Annotated in this window: 19 protein-coding genes and 1 pseudogene; 18 read left to right on the top strand and 2 right to left on the bottom strand. The window is 41.4% G+C overall.

Translation table 11 applies throughout. The features are described 5' to 3' along the window. Positions 1-199: 199 nt before the first annotated feature. Positions 200-430, bottom strand: coding sequence for a DUF1797 family protein (locus ACXYSL_RS01905; RefSeq protein WP_000443577.1), 231 nt, complete (start codon positions 428-430; stop codon positions 200-202). Between the two features lie 191 nt (positions 431-621). On the opposite strand from ACXYSL_RS01905, the gene ACXYSL_RS01900 reads away from it, so the two are divergent. The 13 genes and pseudogenes from ACXYSL_RS01900 to ACXYSL_RS01840 all read left to right on the top strand — a co-directional run. Continuing rightward, on the top strand, positions 622-1305 hold the full coding sequence (locus ACXYSL_RS01900) for an amino acid ABC transporter permease (RefSeq protein ID WP_001011622.1): 684 nt from the start codon (positions 622-624) through the stop codon (positions 1303-1305). Beyond that, positions 1305-2039: an amino acid ABC transporter ATP-binding protein gene (locus ACXYSL_RS01895; protein WP_458623813.1), complete on the top strand. Its 735-nt coding sequence runs from the start codon at positions 1305-1307 to the stop codon at positions 2037-2039. The genes ACXYSL_RS01900 and ACXYSL_RS01895 overlap by 1 nt, the downstream gene beginning before the upstream one ends. 32 nt (positions 2040-2071) lie before the next feature. Further along, a complete protein-coding gene (locus tag ACXYSL_RS01890; RefSeq protein ID WP_458623812.1) occupies positions 2072-2392 on the top strand; it encodes a TfoX/Sxy family protein in 321 nt (106 codons plus the stop codon). A 148-nt stretch (positions 2393-2540) separates the two neighbouring features. Beyond that, a complete protein-coding gene (locus ACXYSL_RS01885) occupies positions 2541-3398 on the top strand; it encodes a bifunctional methylenetetrahydrofolate dehydrogenase/methenyltetrahydrofolate cyclohydrolase (RefSeq protein WP_458623811.1) in 858 nt (285 codons plus the stop codon). A 4-nt stretch (positions 3399-3402) separates the two neighbouring features. Further along, positions 3403-4176: an HAD hydrolase family protein gene (locus ACXYSL_RS01880; protein ID WP_061597834.1), complete on the top strand. Its 774-nt coding sequence runs from the start codon at positions 3403-3405 to the stop codon at positions 4174-4176. A 56-nt stretch (positions 4177-4232) separates the two neighbouring features. Beyond that, on the top strand, positions 4233-5084 hold the full coding sequence (locus tag ACXYSL_RS01875) for an NAD(P)H-hydrate dehydratase (protein ID WP_458623810.1): 852 nt from the start codon (positions 4233-4235) through the stop codon (positions 5082-5084). 199 nt (positions 5085-5283) lie between these two features. Then, positions 5284-7773 (top strand): bifunctional DnaQ family exonuclease/ATP-dependent helicase, encoded by a 2490-nt coding sequence (locus tag ACXYSL_RS01870; RefSeq protein WP_458624008.1) that lies wholly within the window; start codon positions 5284-5286, stop codon positions 7771-7773. 5 nt (positions 7774-7778) lie between these two features. Then, positions 7779-9002, top strand: a complete 1224-nt coding sequence (locus tag ACXYSL_RS01865) for an FtsW/RodA/SpoVE family cell cycle protein (RefSeq protein ID WP_195215499.1) — start codon at positions 7779-7781, stop codon at positions 9000-9002. A gap of 10 nt (positions 9003-9012) precedes the next feature. Continuing rightward, the gene (locus ACXYSL_RS01860) at positions 9013-9567 is read left to right on the top strand and encodes a DJ-1 family glyoxalase III (RefSeq protein WP_295589555.1); all 555 of its coding nucleotides are present in this window, start codon (positions 9013-9015) and stop codon (positions 9565-9567) included. 83 nt (positions 9568-9650) lie between these two features. Next, positions 9651-10214, top strand: coding sequence for an HAD-IA family hydrolase (locus ACXYSL_RS01855; RefSeq protein WP_295589604.1), 564 nt, complete (start codon positions 9651-9653; stop codon positions 10212-10214). 13 nt (positions 10215-10227) lie between these two features. Then, positions 10228-12174: a DNA topoisomerase (ATP-hydrolyzing) subunit B gene (gene gyrB, locus ACXYSL_RS01850; RefSeq protein WP_096421925.1), complete on the top strand. Its 1947-nt coding sequence runs from the start codon at positions 10228-10230 to the stop codon at positions 12172-12174. A gap of 80 nt (positions 12175-12254) precedes the next feature. Further along, the gene (gene ezrA / locus ACXYSL_RS01845) at positions 12255-13982 is read left to right on the top strand and encodes a septation ring formation regulator EzrA (RefSeq protein WP_458623809.1); all 1728 of its coding nucleotides are present in this window, start codon (positions 12255-12257) and stop codon (positions 13980-13982) included. Positions 13983-14095: 113 nt separating this feature from the next. Continuing rightward, a pseudogene (locus ACXYSL_RS01840) lies at positions 14096-14377 on the top strand (transposase); the annotation flags it as partial. Positions 14378-14471: 94 nt separating this feature from the next. Here the strand turns inward: ACXYSL_RS01840 and ACXYSL_RS01835 are convergent. Next, on the bottom strand, positions 14472-14831 hold the full coding sequence (locus tag ACXYSL_RS01835) for a DUF3397 domain-containing protein (protein ID WP_033585581.1): 360 nt from the start codon (positions 14829-14831) through the stop codon (positions 14472-14474). Positions 14832-14922: 91 nt separating this feature from the next. Between ACXYSL_RS01835 and ACXYSL_RS01830 the strand changes: the two genes are divergently transcribed. From ACXYSL_RS01830 to ACXYSL_RS01810, 5 genes are read left to right on the top strand one after another with little or no spacing between them, the layout of a single operon-like run. Next, positions 14923-15879 (top strand): TIGR01212 family radical SAM protein, encoded by a 957-nt coding sequence (locus tag ACXYSL_RS01830; RefSeq protein ID WP_084911461.1) that lies wholly within the window; start codon positions 14923-14925, stop codon positions 15877-15879. Beyond that, positions 15863-16420 carry a tRNA (mnm(5)s(2)U34)-methyltransferase gene (locus ACXYSL_RS01825; protein WP_458623808.1) on the top strand — a complete coding sequence of 186 codons (558 nt, stop codon included), beginning with the start codon at positions 15863-15865 and terminating at the stop codon, positions 16418-16420. Before ACXYSL_RS01830 ends, ACXYSL_RS01825 begins: the two co-directional genes overlap by 17 nt. After that, on the top strand, positions 16413-16667 hold the full coding sequence (locus ACXYSL_RS01820; RefSeq protein ID WP_000361094.1) for a hypothetical protein: 255 nt from the start codon (positions 16413-16415) through the stop codon (positions 16665-16667). The genes ACXYSL_RS01825 and ACXYSL_RS01820 overlap by 8 nt, the downstream gene beginning before the upstream one ends. Before the next feature lie 11 nt (positions 16668-16678). Beyond that, positions 16679-18733 carry a cation:proton antiporter gene (locus ACXYSL_RS01815; protein WP_458623807.1) on the top strand — a complete coding sequence of 685 codons (2055 nt, stop codon included), beginning with the start codon at positions 16679-16681 and terminating at the stop codon, positions 18731-18733. Between the two features lie 29 nt (positions 18734-18762). Next, on the top strand, positions 18763-19623 hold the full coding sequence (locus tag ACXYSL_RS01810; RefSeq protein ID WP_458623806.1) for a YihY/virulence factor BrkB family protein: 861 nt from the start codon (positions 18763-18765) through the stop codon (positions 19621-19623). Positions 19624-19670: the final 47 nt, after the last annotated feature.

Raw genomic sequence — 19670 nt, 5'->3', positions numbered from 1 at the left:
AAAGGTCAATAATAGTCAAAGTTTTATACTTTCATTATAGCATGATTAAGGTGTAAAGCAAGTAAAAAGATTGGGAAGTGGTCGTTTTTAAAAGAAGGATTTATGGAGGATTAAGCGGCATTGAAGGTAAGAAAAAATCCCATTTGCGGTGACAAAAAGGATTCTCATTCATCGGGCCTTACTGCCCGTTGTTTTTATATTAGTAAAGGAGTTCGTAGATCTCCATTGCAATCAAATCAATGCTATCAAAGGTATAAGTTTCACGAGCCTCTACATCGCGAAGGGTGAAGAGTGATCCGTTTTCTTCGTCGTGGCTGTAGGCAACTTCTGCGACAACAACACCTTCACGTTCAAAATTACGTTTTAGATTTCCACCATCTTTTGTCATTGCTTCTAGGCGGTTAATGATTCTAACCAAATGTGATTCCATTTTGATTCTCCTCCATTTCTTATCGTTTCTATTTTACCATAAACAAGAGGTAGTTGACTAGAAAAAAACTGTGATTTCTTTCTATTTCTCCATTCTATCAAGTTAATTGTTAAAATCGGTGAAAAAGGATTGAATTTTAATTCAATTCATGTTATAATCATACAATCCAACACATAGAAAGTTGATTGAATATGAATTTTTCTTTTTTACCAAAGTATTTACCATATTTTAACTATGGTGCTCTGATCACCGTATTGATTTCCATTCTTGTCGTCTGCTTAGGAACTATTATAGGTGTGTTACTGGCCTTTGCTCAGCGATCACGCTTTAAACCGCTCGTTTGGTTTGCAAATGTGTATGTTTGGATCTTCCGTGGAACTCCGATGATGGTTCAGATTATGATTGCCTTTGCTCTTATGCATATCAATGCTCCGACTATTCAAGTGGGAATTTTAGGAGTTGATCTTTCTCGTTTGATTCCTGGTATTCTGATTATTTCTATGAACAGTGGAGCTTACGTTTCAGAAACTGTTCGTGCGGGGATCAATGCGGTTCCTAAAGGGCAGTTAGAGGCCGCATATTCTCTTGGTATTCGTCCAAAAAATGCCATGCGTTATGTCATTTTGCCACAAGCTATCAAGAATATTCTTCCAGCGCTGGGAAATGAATTTATCACCATTATCAAGGATAGTTCCCTCTTGTCGGCAATTGGGGTGATGGAGTTGTGGAATGGTGCAACGACTGTGGCAACAACAACATATTTACCGTTGACTCCCCTTTTATTTGCAGCCTTTTACTATTTGATTATGACCTCTGTTTTGACAGTGGCGTTGAAAGCATTTGAAAAACATATTGGACAAGGAGACAAGAAATAATGACAGAACCCTTGATTAAAATTGAAGAACTACATAAGTCTTTTGGGAAAAATGAAGTTTTAAAGGGCATCAACCTTGAGATTAAGCGAGGAGAAGTTGTGGTCATTATCGGTCCGTCCGGGAGCGGGAAGTCAACTCTCCTTCGTTCTATGAATCTCCTTGAAGAAGCAAGTAAAGGTAAGGTTATCTTTGAAGGAGTTGATATCACAGATAAGAAAAATGACCTTTTTGCCATGCGTGAAAAGATGGGCATGGTATTCCAACAATTCAACCTCTTTCCAAATATGACGGTCATGGAAAACATCACCTTGTCACCAATTAAAACCAAAGGAGAAAGCAAGGAAGTAGCGGAGAAGAGAGCTCAGGAACTGCTAGAAAAAGTTGGCTTGCCAGATAAGGCAACGGCCTATCCGCAGAGTTTGTCAGGTGGTCAGCAACAACGGATTGCCATTGCACGTGGACTTGCTATGGAGCCAGACGTTTTGCTCTTTGATGAGCCGACTTCAGCCCTAGACCCTGAGATGGTTGGAGAGGTCCTAGCTGTTATGCAAGACCTTGCCAAGTCGGGGATGACCATGGTGATTGTGACGCATGAAATGGGCTTTGCGCGTGAGGTAGCAGACCGTGTTATCTTTATGGCAGATGGAGTTGTTGTCGAAGATGGAACTCCAGAAGAGATTTTCGATCAAACAAAAGAACAACGGACCAAGGAATTTTTGAGTAAGGTTTTGTAACACCTCATTTTAGAAGAAATGGAGTAGGCATCATGGCTTCTAGTAAAGAATATTTAGATTTTATTCTCGAACAGCTATCAGAGCTAGAGGAGATGAGTTATCGTCCAATGATGGGAGAGTATATCCTTTATTATCGTGGGAAGATTATTGGGGGAATCTATGATAATCGTTTGTTACTGAAGCCTGTGAAGGTGGTCATGGATCAATTGGAACAGATTAGGCTTGAACGTCCTTATGAAGGAGCCAAGGAGATGATTGTGATAGAAGACATTGAAGATAAGTCATTTCTAACGAGATTAATTAAGGATATGTATGAAGTCTTACCGGCTCCAAAAGTCAAAAAGAAAGCATGACAAATTTACCTAGTATAAATAGGCATAAAAGCTCGATAAGGGCTTTTTCTTATAGTTTCAGACTATAGGGTCCATTAGGCAAGAAGTGTTAGGATGGCGAGTTATTTTTTGATATAATAGAGGATATTTGATAGAAAAGAGAAGAGATATGGCACAGATTATCGATGGGAAGGCTCTTGCGGCTAAGTTACAAGGACAGTTGGCTGAGAAGACGGCTAAACTAAAAGAAGAAACAGGTCTAGTTCCAGGATTGGTAGTGATTTTGGTGGGGGACAATCCTGCCAGCCAAGTCTACGTTCGCAACAAGGAACGGTCAGCTCTCGCTGCTGGCTTCCGTAGTGAAGTCGTGCGAGTTCCAGAGACCATTAGCCAAGCGGAATTGTTAGACTTGATTTCCAAATACAATCAAGATCCAGCTTGGCATGGGATTTTGGTTCAGTTACCATTACCTAAACATATTGACGAAGAGGCTGTTTTGTTTGCCATTGATCCAGAAAAGGATGTGGATGGTTTTCATCCGCTAAACATGGGACGCCTCTGGTCTGGTCATCCAGTTATGATTCCTTCGACACCTGCAGGAATTATGGAAATGTTTCATGAATATGGGATTGATCTAGAAGGTAAAAATGCGGTTGTTATCGGTCGTTCCAATATCGTTGGGAAACCAATGGCTCAGCTTCTTTTGGCTAAGAATGCAACAGTGACCTTGACTCACTCACGCACCCATCATCTTGCCAAGGTGGCTGCTAAGGCAGATATTCTGGTGGTTGCAATCGGTCGTGCTAAGTTTGTGACTCCTGACTTTGTCAAACCAGGAGCGGTTGTCATTGACGTTGGGATGAACCGAGATGAAAATGGCAAACTTTGTGGAGATGTTGATTATGATGCCGTTGCACCACTTGCTAGTCACATCACACCTGTACCTGGTGGAGTTGGTCCTATGACTATTACCATGCTGATGGAGCAAACCTATCAGGCAGCGCTTCGAACACTAAACAAGGACTAGGAAGATGAAATTCGTATTTGACCTGGATGGGACGCTGTCTTTCGACTATATGACCATAGATGAGGAGATTCAGCAGGTTCTTTTAAAGGCTGAAGATTATGGGCATGAGCTTGTATTTGCCTCAGCTCGCTCATATCGGGATTGTTTGGGCTTATTAGGTACCGATCTCAGTCAGCGCTTGGTTATAGGTTTGAATGGTGGTGTAGCCTATTATCTGGGGAAAGCCATCTATGAGAGAAATCTCGATGCTAGAGTTTATCAGGCGCTAGTGGATTATTGCCAGACCTATAATCTCCCTTTCTTTGTAGATGATTGCTTTGACTATAGTGGTCAGATTGTGGAGAAGATTCCATTTATTTCCAGTGTGGATCCCCTGAAGGTAGCTTGTCATCAGAAACTCGAGGACTTGGGGGCTCCGATTAAGGTAGTCGTTTATATGGGCGACCATGAGGAGTTGCTTGATGATCTGCTTGGTCAGCTAGAAAGACTAGGACAGGCTCATCTCTCCTATCATGCGCATGAAAAGTGCCTTTATGTTAATCCCTTGGATACTCATAAGGCAACAACTGTTGAAAAGTTATGTGGGGAGAACTTCATCGCTTTTGGAAATGACCAAAACGATATTGAACTGTTTAAGACATCTCTTTATTCAGTTCAGATAGGAGATTTTGCTGGCCTTACTCCATATGCAGATGACACGTTAGAGCTAAAAGGAGCACCTTCTCCAGCAGTGGCAGCTAAAATCTTACAGACCTTTGCGGAATTTAAGGGGAAATAGATAGAAGGAGGTTCGCCCCTCCTTTTGTAGTATAATAGAGTGAGAGGAAAATAACGATGAAAGTGATTGATCAAACTTTATTAGAAAAAGTCATTATTGAACGTTCTCGTCACAGCCATAAGGGAGATTACGGACGTCTGCTCTTGCTGGGAGGGACCTATCCTTATGGGGGAGCTATCATCATGTCAGCCATTGCAGCTGTCAAAAGTGGGGCAGGGTTGGTGACTGTTGGCACGGATAAGGAGAACATTCCGGCTCTGCCCAGTCATTTACCTGAGGCCATGGCATTTTCTCTTCAAGACCAGCAATTGTTAAAAGAACAGTTAGAAAAGGCAGAGGTTGTCTTGTTAGGTCCGGGTTTGCGAGAGGATGCATTCGGAGAAGAACTCGTAAAATGGGTTTTTAACAACCTCAGAAGTGACCAGATTTTGATTGTAGATGGTGGTGCTTTGGGCATCTTAGCAAAAGGCCAGTTACCATTTCCTTCCAGTCAGCTCATCCTAACTCCCCACCAAAAGGAATGGGAAAGACTGTCTGGTATAGTTCTTGACCATCAAAATACAGAGGCGACTGCCAGAGCTCTTTCTGCTTTTCCTCAAGGAACGATTCTTGTCGAGAAAGGTCCAGCGACTCGTATCTGGCAAGCTGGTCAGTCTGAATATTATCAGTTACAGGTTGGAGGACCCTATCAAGCAACTGGTGGGATGGGAGATACTCTGGCTGGGATGATTGCAGGTTTTGCAGGTCAGTTTGACCAAGTCAGTCTCTATGAGAGAGTGGTGGTAGCGGCTCACCTTCATTCAGCTATCGCGCAAGAACTAGCTCAAGAAAATTACCTTGTCTTGCCTACCGAAATTAGTAAAGCTCTTCCGAAAACAATGAAAAAAATATCTCAAAAAGGTAGTTAATACCTTGGTTGTCTTTTTATGTTGATGTAGGTTTGTTGATAAGGTTTTCAAATACCTCAGAACCAGCAATCAACTGCTGAACTTACGAGGAATTCTCACTTTTAAGGTCTTGATTTTTACTCAAACTCAAAAGAAAAGCGAGGTTGTTATCAAAGTTGAGGGGTGTCAAATCATGCTTTTTTTGATATAATTTTTAATGATGAATGCAAGAAATGATCGGTATGTGGTCGTTGATTTAGAGGCGACCAGCACCGGAAGCAAGGCAAAAATTATTCAAGTTGGCATTGTGGTGATTGAGAATGGTGAAATCATCGATCAGTATGCGACCGATGTCAATCCCCACGAATCCTTGGATTCTCATATCAAAGAATTAACGGGTCTGACCGATCAGCGTTTGGCTGCGGCACCAGAGTTTTCTCAGGTGGCTGGAAAAATTTTTGAATTGGTTAAGGACGGTATTTTTGTTGCGCACAATGTACAGTTTGATGCCAACCTTCTTGCAGAATTTCTCTTTTTTGAAGGATATGAATTGCGCACACCGCGGGTGGATACAGTTGAGCTTGCCCAAGTTTTGTATCCTCAGTTTGAAAAGTATAACTTAGGTATCCTTTGTCAAGAGTTGGGCATTGAGCTGGAACATGCCCATACTGCCCTGTCAGATGCTCAGGCAACAGCTGAACTCTTGCTTTACATGCGTCAAAAACTATTTGAGTTACCAAAAGGGCTCCTAGAAAGCTTATTAAACCTTGCAGACAACCTTCTCTATGAAAGTTATCTGGTCATTGAGGAGGTCTATCAGCAACAATCTCTCTTATCTTCGCCAGACTTGATGGAGCTTCATGGGCTTTTCCTCAAAAAGGAAAGCAAATGCTTAGTCCCACGAAAGTTATCCAAAGATTTTGCTAAAAATATTTCTTTATTGGGGCTGGAGGAACGTCCACAGCAGCTGGATTTTGCGGAGAAGGTTGAGCAATTATTGGAAGAACACCAAACTTCCTTTATCCAAGCCCAAACGGGACTGGGCAAGACTTATGGTTATCTCCTCCCAGCTTTGAACTTGGAGAGTCAAGCAGGGATCCTAGTGAGCGTTCCGACCAAAATTCTTCAAAATCAAATCATGCAAGAAGAAGGTCAGAGCTTAAAAGAGGTCTTCCATCTGGAAATTCATAGTCTCAAGGGGCCTCAAAATTACTTGAAATTGGATGCCTTTCACCGAGTTCTCCATCGAACGGAGTCCAATCGCCTCTTCACACGCTTTAAAATGCAACTGCTCATCTGGCTAACAGAGACAGAGACAGGTGACTTGGACGAAATCGGGCAGCTTTATCGCTACCAGCATTTTCTGCCAGAACTAGTCCACGATGGCAAGCTTTCAAAGAAAAGTTTATTTGCTACAGAGGATTTTTGGAAACGAGGGCAGGAAAAGGCCAAGACCAGTCGTGTTCTCTTGACTAATCATGCCTATCTGGTCACTCGTTTGGAAGACAATCCAGAGTTTGTTGATAACCGTTTGGTGATTTTGGATGAAGCTCAAAAAATGCTGCTAGCTCTTGAAAATCTAGCCCAGCAGGCTTATCGCCTTGAGGAGCTTGTAACTCAAATTGAAAAGTCCTTGGAGACAGAGGAAGATTTGGTTCAGAAGCGCTTGCTTGAGAGTATCGGTTTTGAATGTCGATACTTGATAGAGCACTATCAGTCAGGCTTTAAGAATGGAAAGTGGTTGGATTCTCTTGAACAGTTGCGCCAGCATTTTTCGGAGTTAGCTCTCCCAGAGTATAGAGAAATTGCAAATTTTTTCACATCGGACCGTGAATTTTGGCTTGCTCCAGCAGAGAAATCGAGCAAGGATGTTTTGATTTGTTCAAGCAAAAAAGGCTGCTTTATACTAGCAGACCTATTGCCAGAAGATTGCAGGCTCCTAGGAGTATCGGCCACTCTTGAAATCAGCAATCGGGTTTCCTTAGCAGATTTATTGGGATTTCCAGATGCTCCGCTTGTTAGGCTTGATGTAGCAAAGCAGGAGCAACAAGAAGTCTTTCTAATTGATGACTTTCCTCTTGTGACAGAAGTTTCATCTTTTGACTATGCTAGTGAAGTGGTTTCTGTTATTCGAAGGTTACAAGCCTTTCAAGAACCCTTATTGGTCTTGTTTACTTCAAAAGAGATGTTGCTGGCAGTTTCGGACCTGCTCGACCAACCGCATCTAGCTCAGTATAAAAATGGGGAACCAAGCCAACTGAAAAAACGTTTTGAAAAAGGTGAACGCCAGATCTTGCTTGGAACAGGTAGTTTCTGGGAAGGAGTTGATTTTTCAACCCATCCATTTGTACTCCAAGTGATTCCGAGATTGCCTTTCCAAAATCCACAAGAACCGTTAACAAAAAAATTAAACCAAGAACTACGTCGAGAAGGAAAAAATCCCTTCTATGATTATCAATTGCCGATGGCTATTATTCGGCTAAAACAAGCATTAGGTCGTACTGTTAGACGGCCTGATCAAGGTTCGGTTGCTGTAATCCTAGACAGTCGTGTCGTCAGCAAGCGTTATGGTAAACAAATCGCCCAGACCTTGTCAAAAGAAAGGGCTGTTCAAGTTCTTTCTAGAGAACAGCTAGAGCCTGCTGTAGCTGATTTTCTCCAATCTCGTCGCAATAGAATGAAAGAAAAATCCAAGAAAGAGAAAAGGTAAAAAATATGAAACGTTCCTTCGACTCTCGAGTCGATTATAGCCTCCTTCTACCAGTGTTTTGTTTACTGGTGATTGGAGTAGTGGCCATTTATATAGCAGTTAGTCATGACTATCCAAATAATGTGTTACCAATACTAGGCCAGCAAATTGCTTGGATTTCCTTGGGCCTTGTCATTGGTTTTGTGGTCATGTTCTTCAATACTGAGTTTTTATGGAAGGTGACTCCTTATCTCTATGGTTTAGGCCTAGCCTTGATGGTCCTCCCTCTTGTTTTCTACAATCCAAATCTTGTAGCATCAACAGGTGCCAAGAACTGGGTATCGATTGGTGGAACGACACTCTTTCAGCCATCGGAGTTCATGAAGATTTCCTATATCTTGATGTTGGCTCGAGTCATCGTACAATTCACTCAAAAACACAAGGAATGGCAACGGACTATTCCCTTGGATTTCCTATTGATTGGTTGGATGATTGCCTTTACCATCCCAGTCTTGATCCTCTTAGCCCTACAAAGTGACTTAGGAACTGCCTTGGTCTTTGTAGCTATTTTTGCAGGTATGGTTCTCCTTTCAGGTGTTTCGTGGAAGATTATCATTCCTGTTTTTGCGACAGGAGTGACTGCAGTTGCAGGCTTCATGGCCATCTTTATAAGCAAGGATGGACGTGCCTTCTTGCATCAGATTGGAATGCCAACCTACCAGATTAACCGTATTTTGGCCTGGCTCAATCCCTTTGACTTTGCGCAAACAACGACTTACCAACAGGCGCAGGGACAAATTGCGATTGGAAGTGGTGGCTTGTTTGGACAGGGTTTCAATGTGTCTAATCTCCTCATTCCAGTACGTGAAAGTGATATGATTTTCACCGTAATTGCTGAAGACTTTGGCTTCATTGGTTCGGTCTTTGTCGTTGCCCTGTACTTGCTTCTTATTTATCGGATGTTGAAGATTACGATCAGGTCAAATAACCAGTTCTACACCTACATTTCGACTGGGTTTATCATGATGTTGCTCTTCCATATCTTTGAAAATATCGGTGCCGTGACAGGCTTACTTCCTTTGACAGGGATTCCTCTGCCTTTCATTTCTCAAGGGGGCTCCGCAATTATTAGCAACCTCATCGGTGTCGGTCTCCTCTTGTCTATGAGTTACCAGACAAACCTAGCGGAGGAGAAAAGTGGAAAAGTTCCATTCAAACGAAAGAAAGTCGTCCTAAAACAAATCAAATAAGGAGGCCACTATGGCAAAAGTAGCAGTTATTTTAGCCCAGGGTTTTGAAGAAATCGAAGCCTTGACAGTAGTCGATGTCTTGCGTCGAGCAAACATTTCTTGTGATATGGTAGGATTTGAAGAGCAGGTGACAGGGTCACATGACATTCAGGTAAAAGCCGACCATATCTTTGATGGCGATTTGTCCGACTATGACTTGGTCGTTCTTCCAGGTGGTATGCCAGGCTCAGCTCACCTACGGGATAATCAAGCCCTTATTTCACAGATTAAAGGCTTTGACCAAGCAGGAAAGAAAATTGCAGCCATCTGTGCAGCTCCAATCGCTCTTCATCAAGCAGGTGTCCTGAAAGACAAGCACTTCACCTGTTATGACGGTGTTCAGGAGAACATCAGTGATGGAATTTACCGAAAGCAAACAGTGGTTGTGGATGGCAATCTAACAACTAGCCGAGGACCGTCAACCGCACTTGCCTTTGCCTATGAGTTGGTAGAGCAATTGGGAGGAGATGCTGAAAGTTTACGAGACGGCATGCTCTATCGAGATGTCTTTGGAAATCAACAGTAAGACGAGAGTTCGGCTCTCGTTTTTGCTTGGAAAAATCTAGGAAATCATCGCTTTTTTCATAAAAAAATGGTATAATGAAGGGTATGAAATATCACGACTATATATGGGATTTAGGTGGTACCCTATTGGATAATTATGAGACTTCTACAGCAGCCTTTGTAGAGACCTTAGCCCAATACGGAATAGAGCAAGAACACGACCGTGTTTACGAAGCCTTGAAGGTTTCGACAGCTTTTGCTATCGAGAAGTTTGCCCCAGCCATCGAGAATTTTTTAGAAAACTACAAAGAAAATGAAGCGCGTGAGCTAGAATACCCAGTTTTGTTTGAGGGAATTCCAGAACTACTCAAAGATATTTCTGACAAGGGTGGCCGTCATTTCTTAGTTTCTCATCGAAATGACCAAGTTCTAGAACTTCTTGCAAAGACTCAGATAGCTGACTATTTCACAGAAGTCGTGACTGCTAGTTCCGGTTTCAAACGAAAACCAGATCCTGAGTCTATGATTTATTTACGTGATAAATATCATATCTCATCCGGTTTGGTCATTGGAGACAGGAATATTGATGTAGAAGCAGGGAAAGCTGCCGGCTTAGATGCCTATCTTTTTAAAAACGTTGTGACACTGAGACAAGCAATAGACATGTAAGAAAAGGGAAAAAATGACAGAAAAAATCAAAAATCAACAGGCACAGGATTATGATGCCAGCCAAATTCAAGTTTTGGAGGGGTTGGAAGCCGTTCGTATGCGTCCAGGTATGTATATTGGATCGACTTCAAAAGAAGGCCTTCACCATCTAGTCTGGGAAATCGTTGATAATTCAATTGATGAAGCCCTAGCAGGATTTGCCAGCCATATCCAAGTCCTTATTGAGCCAGATAATTCCATCACCGTTGTGGATGATGGACGTGGTATTCCTGTTGACATTCAAGAAAAGACAGGACGTCCTGCTGTTGAGACCGTCTTTACTGTTCTTCACGCTGGAGGAAAATTCGGCGGTGGCGGGTACAAGGTATCAGGTGGATTGCACGGTGTGGGTTCATCAGTAGTAAATGCCCTTTCAACTCAACTAGATGTTCGGGTTCATAAAAACGGAAAAATTTATTATCAAGAATACCACCGTGGGAATGTCGTTGCTGATCTTGAAGTGGTTGGAGATACGGATAGAACCGGAACAACAGTTCACTTCACGCCGGACCCAGAGATTTTTACAGAAACAACGACCTTTGACTTTGACAAATTAAATAAACGTATTCAAGAACTAGCCTTTTTGAACCGAGGTCTTCGAATCTCCATCACAGATAAGCGTGAAGGTCTCGAACAGACTAAACATTACCACTATGAGGGCGGGATTGCTAGCTATGTTGAATATATCAACGAGAACAAGGATGTGATCTTTGATACACCAATCTACACAGACGGTGAGATGGATGATATCACAGTTGAGGTAGCCATGCAGTACACAACCGGTTACCACGAAAACGTCATGAGTTTCGCCAATAACATTCATACCCATGAAGGCGGAACGCATGAGCAAGGTTTCCGTACAGCGCTGACACGTGTTATCAATGATTATGCCCGCAAAAATAAATTGCTAAAAGACAATGAAGACAACCTAACAGGGGAAGATGTCCGTGAAGGCTTGACTGCAGTTATTTCTGTTAAGCATCCAAATCCGCAGTTTGAAGGACAAACCAAGACCAAACTGGGCAATAGTGAAGTGGTCAAGATCACTAATCGCCTCTTCAGCGATGCCTTCTCTGATTTTCTCATGGAAAATCCACAGATCGCCAAGCGTATCGTGGAAAAAGGGATTTTGGCTGCCAAGGCTCGTGTAGCTGCCAAGCGTGCGCGTGAAGTCACTCGTAAAAAATCTGGTTTGGAAATTTCCAATCTTCCTGGAAAACTAGCAGACTGTTCTTCAAACAACCCTGCTGAAACCGAACTCTTCATCGTCGAAGGAGACTCAGCTGGTGGATCAGCTAAATCTGGTCGTAACCGTGAATTCCAAGCTATCTTGCCAATTCGTGGTAAGATCTTGAACGTTGAAAAAGCCAGCATGGATAAAATTCTTGCTAACGAAGAAATTCGGAGTCTCTTCACAGCCATGGGGACAGGCTTTGGGGCAGAATTTGATGTCACTAAGGCTCGTTACCAAAAACTCGTTTTGATGACCGATGCCGATGTTGATGGTGCCCACATTCGAACCCTCTTACTGACTCTGATTTACCGCTACATGAAGCCAATCCTAGAAGCTGGTTATGTTTATATTGCCCAACCACCGATTTATGGGGTTAAAGTCGGAAGTGAGATTAAAGAATACATCCAGCCGGGTACAGATCAAGAAATTAAACTCCAAGAAGCCTTAGCACGTCATAGTGAAGGGCGCTCAAAGCCAACTATCCAACGTTATAAGGGATTAGGAGAAATGGATGACCACCAATTGTGGGAAACAACCATGGATCCAGAACATCGCTTGATGGCGCGTGTTTCAGTAGATGATGCTGCTGAAGCAGATAGAATCTTTGATATGTTGATGGGCGATCGGGTAGAGCCTCGTCGCGAATTTATCGAAGAAAACGCTGTTTACAGTACACTTGACGTCTAAAAAATGTGGGAAATAGTTCCCTTGGTTTAAAAAATATGATATAATCATTACGATTGTTTCTAGTATAAAAGGAGTTTGATATGTCTAATGGACAACTAATTTATCTAATGGTTGCGATTGCGATCATTTTGATTTTAGCTTATGTAACAGCCATTTTTCTACGTAAGCGTAATGTAAGCAGATTAACGGCGCTTGAAGAAAGAAAAGAAGAACTCTACAATCTTCCTGTAAATGATGAGGTTGAAGCCGTTAAAAACATGCACTTGATTGGTCAAAGTCAGGTGACCTTCCGTGAATGGAACCAAAAATGGGTTGATTTATCTCTGAATTCGTTTGCTGATATTGAGAATCATCTTTTTGAGGCTGAAAACTACAATAATTCTTTCCGTTTCTTTAAAGCAGCTCACAAGATTGATCAAATTGAAAGCCAGATTAGTTTGATTGAAGAAGATATTGCAGCTATTCGCAATGCCCTTTCTGAACTCGAAAAGCAAGAATCTAAGAACAGTGGTCGCGTCCTACATGCTTTGGACTTGTTTGAAACCCTTCAACATACGGTTGCAGAGGACTCAGAGAAATATGGGAAAGCTCTTCCTGAGATTGAGAAACAATTGGAAAATATCCAATCGGAATTCTCTCAATTCGTTACCCTTAACTCATCAGGTGACCCAGTTGAAGCTGCAGCAATCTTAGATGATACTGAAAATCATATTCTTGCTCTAACGCATATTGTTGATCGGATCCCAGCTCTTGTTGAAACCTTGACAAAGGAATTACCAGACCAATTAGCAGATTTGGAAGAAGGCTATCGTAAGCTGTTGGATGCCAAATACCACTTTATTGAAACAGATATTGAGTCACGTTTCCAACTTTTGCATGAATCTTTGAAGAATAATCAAGAAAACATTCGTCAGTTGGAGTTGGACAATGCAGAGTATGAAAATAATCGCATTCAAGAAGAAATCAATGCACTTTATGATATTTTCACTCATGAAATTGAGGCTCAAAAAGTCGTTGAGAATCTCCTCTCAACACTTCCAACCTATCTCAACCACTTGAAGGAAAATAACCAGGTGCTTGTTCAGGATCTTGAACGCCTAAATAAAACTTATCTTCTTCCAGAAAGTAATGGGAATCATGTCCGCCGACTTCAAGAAGAATTAGCCGCACTTGATACCGCTATTTTAGAAGTAACAGAGGACCAAAGAGAATCTGCTCAAGCCTATTCTGTTCTTGAAGAACAGTTGGAAATGCTTCAAAGCAATCTCAAAGATATTGAAGATGAGCAAATTTCTGTGAGCGAACGACTTGCGCAAATTGAAAAAGATGACCTCAATGCTCGCCAAAAAGCAAATGTCTATGTGAATCGTTTGCACACTATCAAACGTTACATGGAGAAGCGAAACTTACCAGGAATCCCTCAAAGTTTCTTGAAACTCTTCTTTACTGCAAGTCATAACACTGAAGATCTGATGGCGGAGCTAGAACAACCGCAGGTTAATATTGAATCTGTTAAGCGAATTCTTGAAATTGCAACGAATGATATGGTAGTACTTGAGACAGAAACATATGAAATTGTTCAGTATGCAACTTTGACAGAGCAACTTCTTCAATACTCAAATCGCTACCGTTCATTTGATGAACGCATCCAAGAGGCTTTCAACGAAGCACTTGAAATTTTTGAGAAAGAGTTTGACTATCGGGCATCATTTGAGAAGATTTCTCAAGCCTTGGAAGTTGCAGAACCAGGAGTTACAAATCGTTTTGTGACTTCATATGAAAAAACACGTGAAGCAATTCGCTTCTAAACGAGAAGCTTAGATATTGAATTATATCCCGAAAGTTAGATAGGAAATACTAACTTTCGGTTTTTTTGAGCATTGTAATGACTGGATTGAGGAAATTCACTCTAAGTGAGTAAGGCTGGCAATACCAACACGATTCTTATCATCGGTTCCTAGAGAATAAGAACATTCAAGCATCTATGTTACGAATGGGAAACAGTCCAGGTAATGGAATGATGGAGTCCTTCTTTGGCATCTTGAAATCGGAGATGTTTTATGGTTATGAGGAGTCGTTTCAGTCGCTTAAGCAATTGGAACAAGCCACTGTAGACTATATTGATTATTACAACAACAAACGAATTAAGACAAAACTAAAAGGACTTAGTCCCGTGCAATACAGAACTAAATCCTTTGGATAAATTATTTGTCTAACTTTTTGGGGTCAGTACACCTCTGGTCTTTTTAGGTAAAGGAGTAAAAGAAAAACCCGGTAATTAAATACAGGGTTAGTGATCATTTTACCATCATCAATTCGACAATCATTGCTATATAGATGATTAAGGTAAGGAGAAAACCGGCTCTCCAGAAGAATTTGATGAATTTAGGGTAATAAAAACTTCGTTTTTTGACAAGGAAAAAGATTACAAGGAGGATTGCTAGGAGAGAAAGTGCGACACCAAGTCGCGGTAGAAAGTTGTGGGTAAAGGCTTTAGCAGTAATAAGATAGTACTCAAATACCAAAAGTGGAAAAGCTAGATCCGCGAAATTAAATCCTATTTTCCTAAGTCCGAAAAGCTTGGTGACAATAAAGCAAACCACCAAGGTTAATATCAATAATAAAATAGATGCTATTTTCATTAAAATCATACCCATATTGTATCATAAAAAAAAGCTAAAGGAAATGAGAAACAAGGGAATTTGTTGGAAAGTCAGGCTTTTGAGATTGTGGGTGTTTTTTGCTATAATGAAAGTTATGAAATCTTATAATACCTTGAATGATTATTATCGAAAACTTTTTGGAGAAAAGACTTTCAAAGTTCCTATTGATGCGGGATTTGACTGTCCCAATCGGGATGGAACTGTGGCTCATGGGGGCTGTACTTTTTGTACAGTTTCAGGTTCTGGAGATGCTATCGTAGCACCGGATGCTCCTATCCGCGAGCAATTTTATAAGGAAATTGACTTTATGCATCGCAAATGGCCAGATGTTAAAAAGTATCTGGTTTATTTTCAAAACTTTACCAACACCCATGAAAAGGTGGAAGTGATTCGGGAACGCTATGAGCAGGCTATCAACGAGCCAGGTGTAGTAGGAATCAATATTGGAACGCGGCCAGACTGTCTGCCAGATGAAACCATCGAATATTTGGCTGAGTTATCGGAACGCATGCATGTGACGGTAGAATTGGGCTTACAGACCACCTTTGAAGCAACCTCTGACCTGATTAACCGTGCTCATTCCTATGAATTGTATGTTGAAACAGTAAAACGCTTGAGGAAATATCCCAAGATTGAGATTGTTTCCCATTTGATCAATGGTTTGCCCGGTGAGACTCATGAGATGATGGTCGAAAATGTCCGCCGCTGCGTAACGGATAACGATATTCAAGGGATTAAGCTGCACTTGCTTCACCTCATGACAAATACTCGTATGCAACGAGATTACCACGAAGGACGCTTGCAACTGATGAGTCAGGACGAGTATGTCAAGGTCATCTGTGACCAACTGGAAATTATTCCCAAGCATATCGTCATCCATCGGATTACAGGAGATGCACCTAGAGATATGCTGATTGGTCCCATGTGGAGCCTCAAAAAATGGGAAGTGCTAAATGCTATTGAAACTGAGATGCGCCGTCGTGGAAGTGTGCAAGGATGCAAGGCTGTAAAACAGGAGTTTAAAAATGAAAAGACCACTTGAGATGGCACATGATTTTTTGGCTGAAGTTGTGACAAAAGAGGATATCGTAGTGGATGCGACCATGGGCAATGGCCATGATACCCTTTTTTTAACCAAGCTAGCCAAGCAAGTCTACGCCTTTGATATCCAGGAGCAGGCTTTGGAGAAAACCCAAGAGCGTTTGGATCAGGCTGGAATGACAAATGCCCAGTTAATCTTGCAAGGCCATGAAACGCTAGACCAGTTTGTGACAGAAGCTAAGGCAGGGATTTTTAATCTGGGCTATCTGCCGTCGGCTGATAAATCCGTCATCACCCAACCTCAGACTACTATCGAAGCTTTAGAAAAGCTGTGTCATTTGCTTGTCAAAGGAGGACGGATTGCCATCATGGTCTACTATGGTCATGAAGGAGGAGATACCGAGAGGGATGCTGTATTGGATTTTGTTAGCCAGTTGAACCAACAAGAGTATACAGCTACCATTTACCGGACACTCAACCAAGTTAACAATCCACCGTTTTTAGTTATGATTGAAAAATTAGAAAGGTATAGACATGGATAAACAATACCTTCGTGAGAAATTAGAGGCCATGCGCCAAAATTTTGTCGAGTCAACGCATCACGAGCGAGCAGTCGGGGTGCTCGACGAAGCACATATGAGTAAGAAAATGCTTAAAATCAAGAAAAAATTAGTGGCTCTTGAAATGGAACGATGCCAGAAAAAAATTGAGCACAAAGACTGTTCTAAGATTGATCAGAAAATCCAGGAGCAAAAGGAGATTTTTGAATCTTGTTGTAAAAAAGATTAAGGAGGAATTGTGTGGAATTACTCATTTACTTGATTTTATTTTTATTTGTCTTAATCATTTCAACTACGACCAATAAACTTCTCCCATTTTTACCCCTTCCTCTTGTGCAAATCCTTTTGGGGATTGGGATTGGCTTATTTGTTCCCGATGCGGACTTTCATCTCAATACAGAGCTGTTTCTAGCCATGGTTATTGGTCCCTTACTTTTCCGGGAGGCAGAAGAAGCAGATATTACGTCCATTTTGAAGCACTGGCGGATTGTCGTCTTTCTGATTTTTCCTGTGATTTTTATATCGACCTTAAGCTTAGGGGGCATGGCTCACTTCCTTTGGATGACTCTTCCGTTAGCTGCCTGTTTGGCAGTTGGAGCGGCACTTGGGCCAACAGATTTGGTTGCCTTTGCGTCTCTTTCTGAACGTTTTCGTTTTCCTAAACGGGTTTCCAATATCCTAAAAGGGGAGGGGCTCTTAAATGACGCTTCTGGTTTGGTTGCCTTTCAGATGGCTCTGGCTGCTTGGACAACAGGAACTTTTTCTCTCAGCCAAGCAGGAACTTCCCTAGCACTTTCTATTCTTGGTGGTTTTGTAGTCGGTTTTGTGACGGCTATGGTCAATCGTTTCTTGCATAGCTTTTTACTGAGTGTGCGAGCAATAGATATAGCCAGTGAACTCTTGCTAGAGCTAAGTTTACCTCTTATGACTTTCTTTATAGCTGAAGAAATCCATGTTTCAGGGATTATCGCAGTAGTGGTAGCAGGTATTTTGAAGGCTAGTCGCTTTAAGAAGATTACGCTCCTTGAGGCTCAAGTTGACACCGTGACGGAGACCGTCTGGCACACCGTGACCTTTATGCTAAATGGATCAGTCTTTGTTCTCTTGGGAATGGAGTTAGAATTGATAGTGGAGCCGATTTTGTCTAATTCGCTCTACAATCCCCTTCTTTTGCTGATTTCAGTTGTCGTTCTGACCTTCTTGCTTTTTGCGATCCGCTTTGTCATGATTGCTGGTTTTTACTTTGTGAGAACGCGTCGACTTAAGAAAAAAATTCATAAGTACATGAAAGATATGCTTCTTTTGACCTTCTCTGGTGTCAAAGGGACAGTATCTATCGCGACCATTCTCCTCATACCAAGTCATTTGGAGCAGGAATATCCTCTGTTACTCTTCCTTGTAGCAGGCGTTACACTATTGAGCTTTTTAACGGGTTTACTGGTTCTCCCTCACTTATCTGAGGAACAAGAGGAAAGCAAGGATCATTTGATGCATATTGCGATTCTGAATGATGTAGCTGCAGAATTAGAAAAAGAGCTGGACCATCACAAGAACAAACTTCCTCTTTATGCAGCTATTGATAACTATCATGGTCGGGTTGAAAACCTCATCCTTAGTCTGGAAAATAAGAGAGTCCAAGAGGACTGGGAGTCCCTCAAACTTCTTATCTTGAGTATTGAGAGTGATGGTTTGGAGCAAGCCTATGAAGAAAATAGAATCAGTGAGCGTGGCTATCGAGTTTACCAACGTTACCTAAAAAACATGGAGCAGAGTATCAATCGGAATTTCGCTTCTAGAGTGACTTATTATTTTCTAGTTTCCTTACGGATACTGCGCTTTCTACTCCATGAAATGTTTACCTTTGGCAAAACTTTCCGTAGTTGGATGAATGAAGAATCTCGTAAACTACTAGCAGTTGACTATGATCAGATTTCAGAGTTGTATTTGGAAAATACAGAGCTGATTATCGAGAGTTTGGAAAACCTCAAAGGCGTTTACAAGAGTTCTCTGATTAGCTTTATGCAAGAGTCTCGTCTACGCGAGACGGCCATTATCGGAAGTGGTGCCTTTGTTGAGCGGGTTATCAATCGCATCAAGCCAAACAATATCGATGAAATGCTACGAGGCTACTATCTCGAACGTAAGGCAATCTTTGAATACGAAGAAGCTAAACTGATGACAGCCAAGTATGCTAAAAAACTACGCCAAAATGTGAATAATTTAGAGAATTATTCTCTGAAAGAGGCCGCAAATACCTTGCCTTATGATATGGTAGATTTAATCAGAAGAACTTAGATGATGAAGAAAATGACGGAGGATGGGATATGAAAAAGTGGTGGAAAGAGTTGATGGACAGGCCATTATTGAAAGCTTTTTTGCATTATTATCAAGCATCTGATAGCGAGTTGACCAGTGTCGCAGTTGCTTATTATTGGTTGATTTCAATCTTTCCTTTGATCATGATAATAGTCAATATCTTGCCTTATTTTCAGATTCCGGTCTCAAATTTCTTACTTACGATCAAGGAATTTTTACCTGATACGGTGTATGATGTGATCGCTAAGATTGTCCGAGAAGTTCTGACTCAACCATCGACTGGTTTGCTGAGTTTTGCCGTTTTATCTGCACTCTGGACCTTTTCAAAATCAATGGATTTCCTCCAAAAAGCTTTTAACAAAGCCTATGGGGTGACCAAAAGTCGAGGGATTATCTCCCATCAGTTGATGAGTTTGCTTGTTAGCCTCGGCTTGCAGATTCTTTTTGCCCTAGCCTTGTTTTTGAGTATGTTTGGTCGTATGTTGCTCAACCTCCTCAAAACTTACTGGCAATCAGACAGTCCGCTATTCTCTTACCTGCAAGATTTTACAGGCCCTCTAGTCTATGCCTTGATCTTTGCCATTCTAGTCATGATTTACTATTTCCTTCCAAAAGTAAAAACACCACGAATCCGCTATGTTTTACCAGGAAGTGTCTTTGTCTTGCTAACTCTTATCTTTTTATTGAATATCTTTTCTGTCTATTTTAATAACTATGTCAATCACCTAGTGGATGTCCGATTTTTCAGTTCCATCATCGTGGTGGTTATGATGTTCTGGTTTATTCTCATTGCAAAGATTTTGATTATCGGAGCAGTTATCAATGCCAGTGTTCAGAGCTTGAAAGATCCAACCTTTACAATAAATTAACTAATAAAGTTATCCATTACAAAACGCATAGGATCAAATCTGATTCT

It is taken from the genome of Streptococcus sp. V913, from assembly GCF_054353455.1.
This window is presented reverse-complemented; position numbering and strand designations above follow the sequence as displayed.

Coding starts and splice junctions, on each gene's coding strand:
- ACXYSL_RS01905 (WP_000443577.1), bottom strand. CDS start 430: ATGGAATCACATTTGGTTAGAATCATTAACCGCCTAGAAGCAATGACA.
- ACXYSL_RS01890 (WP_458623812.1), top strand. CDS start 2,072: ATGGCTTCTAGTAAAGAATATTTAGATTTTATTCTCGAACAGCTATCA.
- ACXYSL_RS01835 (WP_033585581.1), bottom strand. CDS start 14,831: ATGGGTATGATTTTAATGAAAATAGCATCTATTTTATTATTGATATTA.
- ACXYSL_RS01880 (WP_061597834.1), top strand. CDS start 3,403: ATGAAATTCGTATTTGACCTGGATGGGACGCTGTCTTTCGACTATATG.
- ACXYSL_RS01860 (WP_295589555.1), top strand. CDS start 9,013: ATGGCAAAAGTAGCAGTTATTTTAGCCCAGGGTTTTGAAGAAATCGAA.
- ACXYSL_RS01810 (WP_458623806.1), top strand. CDS start 18,763: ATGAAAAAGTGGTGGAAAGAGTTGATGGACAGGCCATTATTGAAAGCT.
- ACXYSL_RS01900 (WP_001011622.1), top strand. CDS start 622: ATGAATTTTTCTTTTTTACCAAAGTATTTACCATATTTTAACTATGGT.
- ACXYSL_RS01875 (WP_458623810.1), top strand. CDS start 4,233: ATGAAAGTGATTGATCAAACTTTATTAGAAAAAGTCATTATTGAACGT.
- ACXYSL_RS01825 (WP_458623808.1), top strand. CDS start 15,863: ATGAAAAGACCACTTGAGATGGCACATGATTTTTTGGCTGAAGTTGTG.
- ACXYSL_RS01830 (WP_084911461.1), top strand. CDS start 14,923: ATGAAAGTTATGAAATCTTATAATACCTTGAATGATTATTATCGAAAA.
- ACXYSL_RS01820 (WP_000361094.1), top strand. CDS start 16,413: ATGGATAAACAATACCTTCGTGAGAAATTAGAGGCCATGCGCCAAAAT.
- ACXYSL_RS01865 (WP_195215499.1), top strand. CDS start 7,779: ATGAAACGTTCCTTCGACTCTCGAGTCGATTATAGCCTCCTTCTACCA.
- ACXYSL_RS01855 (WP_295589604.1), top strand. CDS start 9,651: ATGAAATATCACGACTATATATGGGATTTAGGTGGTACCCTATTGGAT.
- ACXYSL_RS01895 (WP_458623813.1), top strand. CDS start 1,305: ATGACAGAACCCTTGATTAAAATTGAAGAACTACATAAGTCTTTTGGG.
- ACXYSL_RS01870 (WP_458624008.1), top strand. CDS start 5,284: ATGAATGCAAGAAATGATCGGTATGTGGTCGTTGATTTAGAGGCGACC.
- ezrA (WP_458623809.1), top strand. CDS start 12,255: ATGTCTAATGGACAACTAATTTATCTAATGGTTGCGATTGCGATCATT.
- ACXYSL_RS01885 (WP_458623811.1), top strand. CDS start 2,541: ATGGCACAGATTATCGATGGGAAGGCTCTTGCGGCTAAGTTACAAGGA.
- gyrB (WP_096421925.1), top strand. CDS start 10,228: ATGACAGAAAAAATCAAAAATCAACAGGCACAGGATTATGATGCCAGC.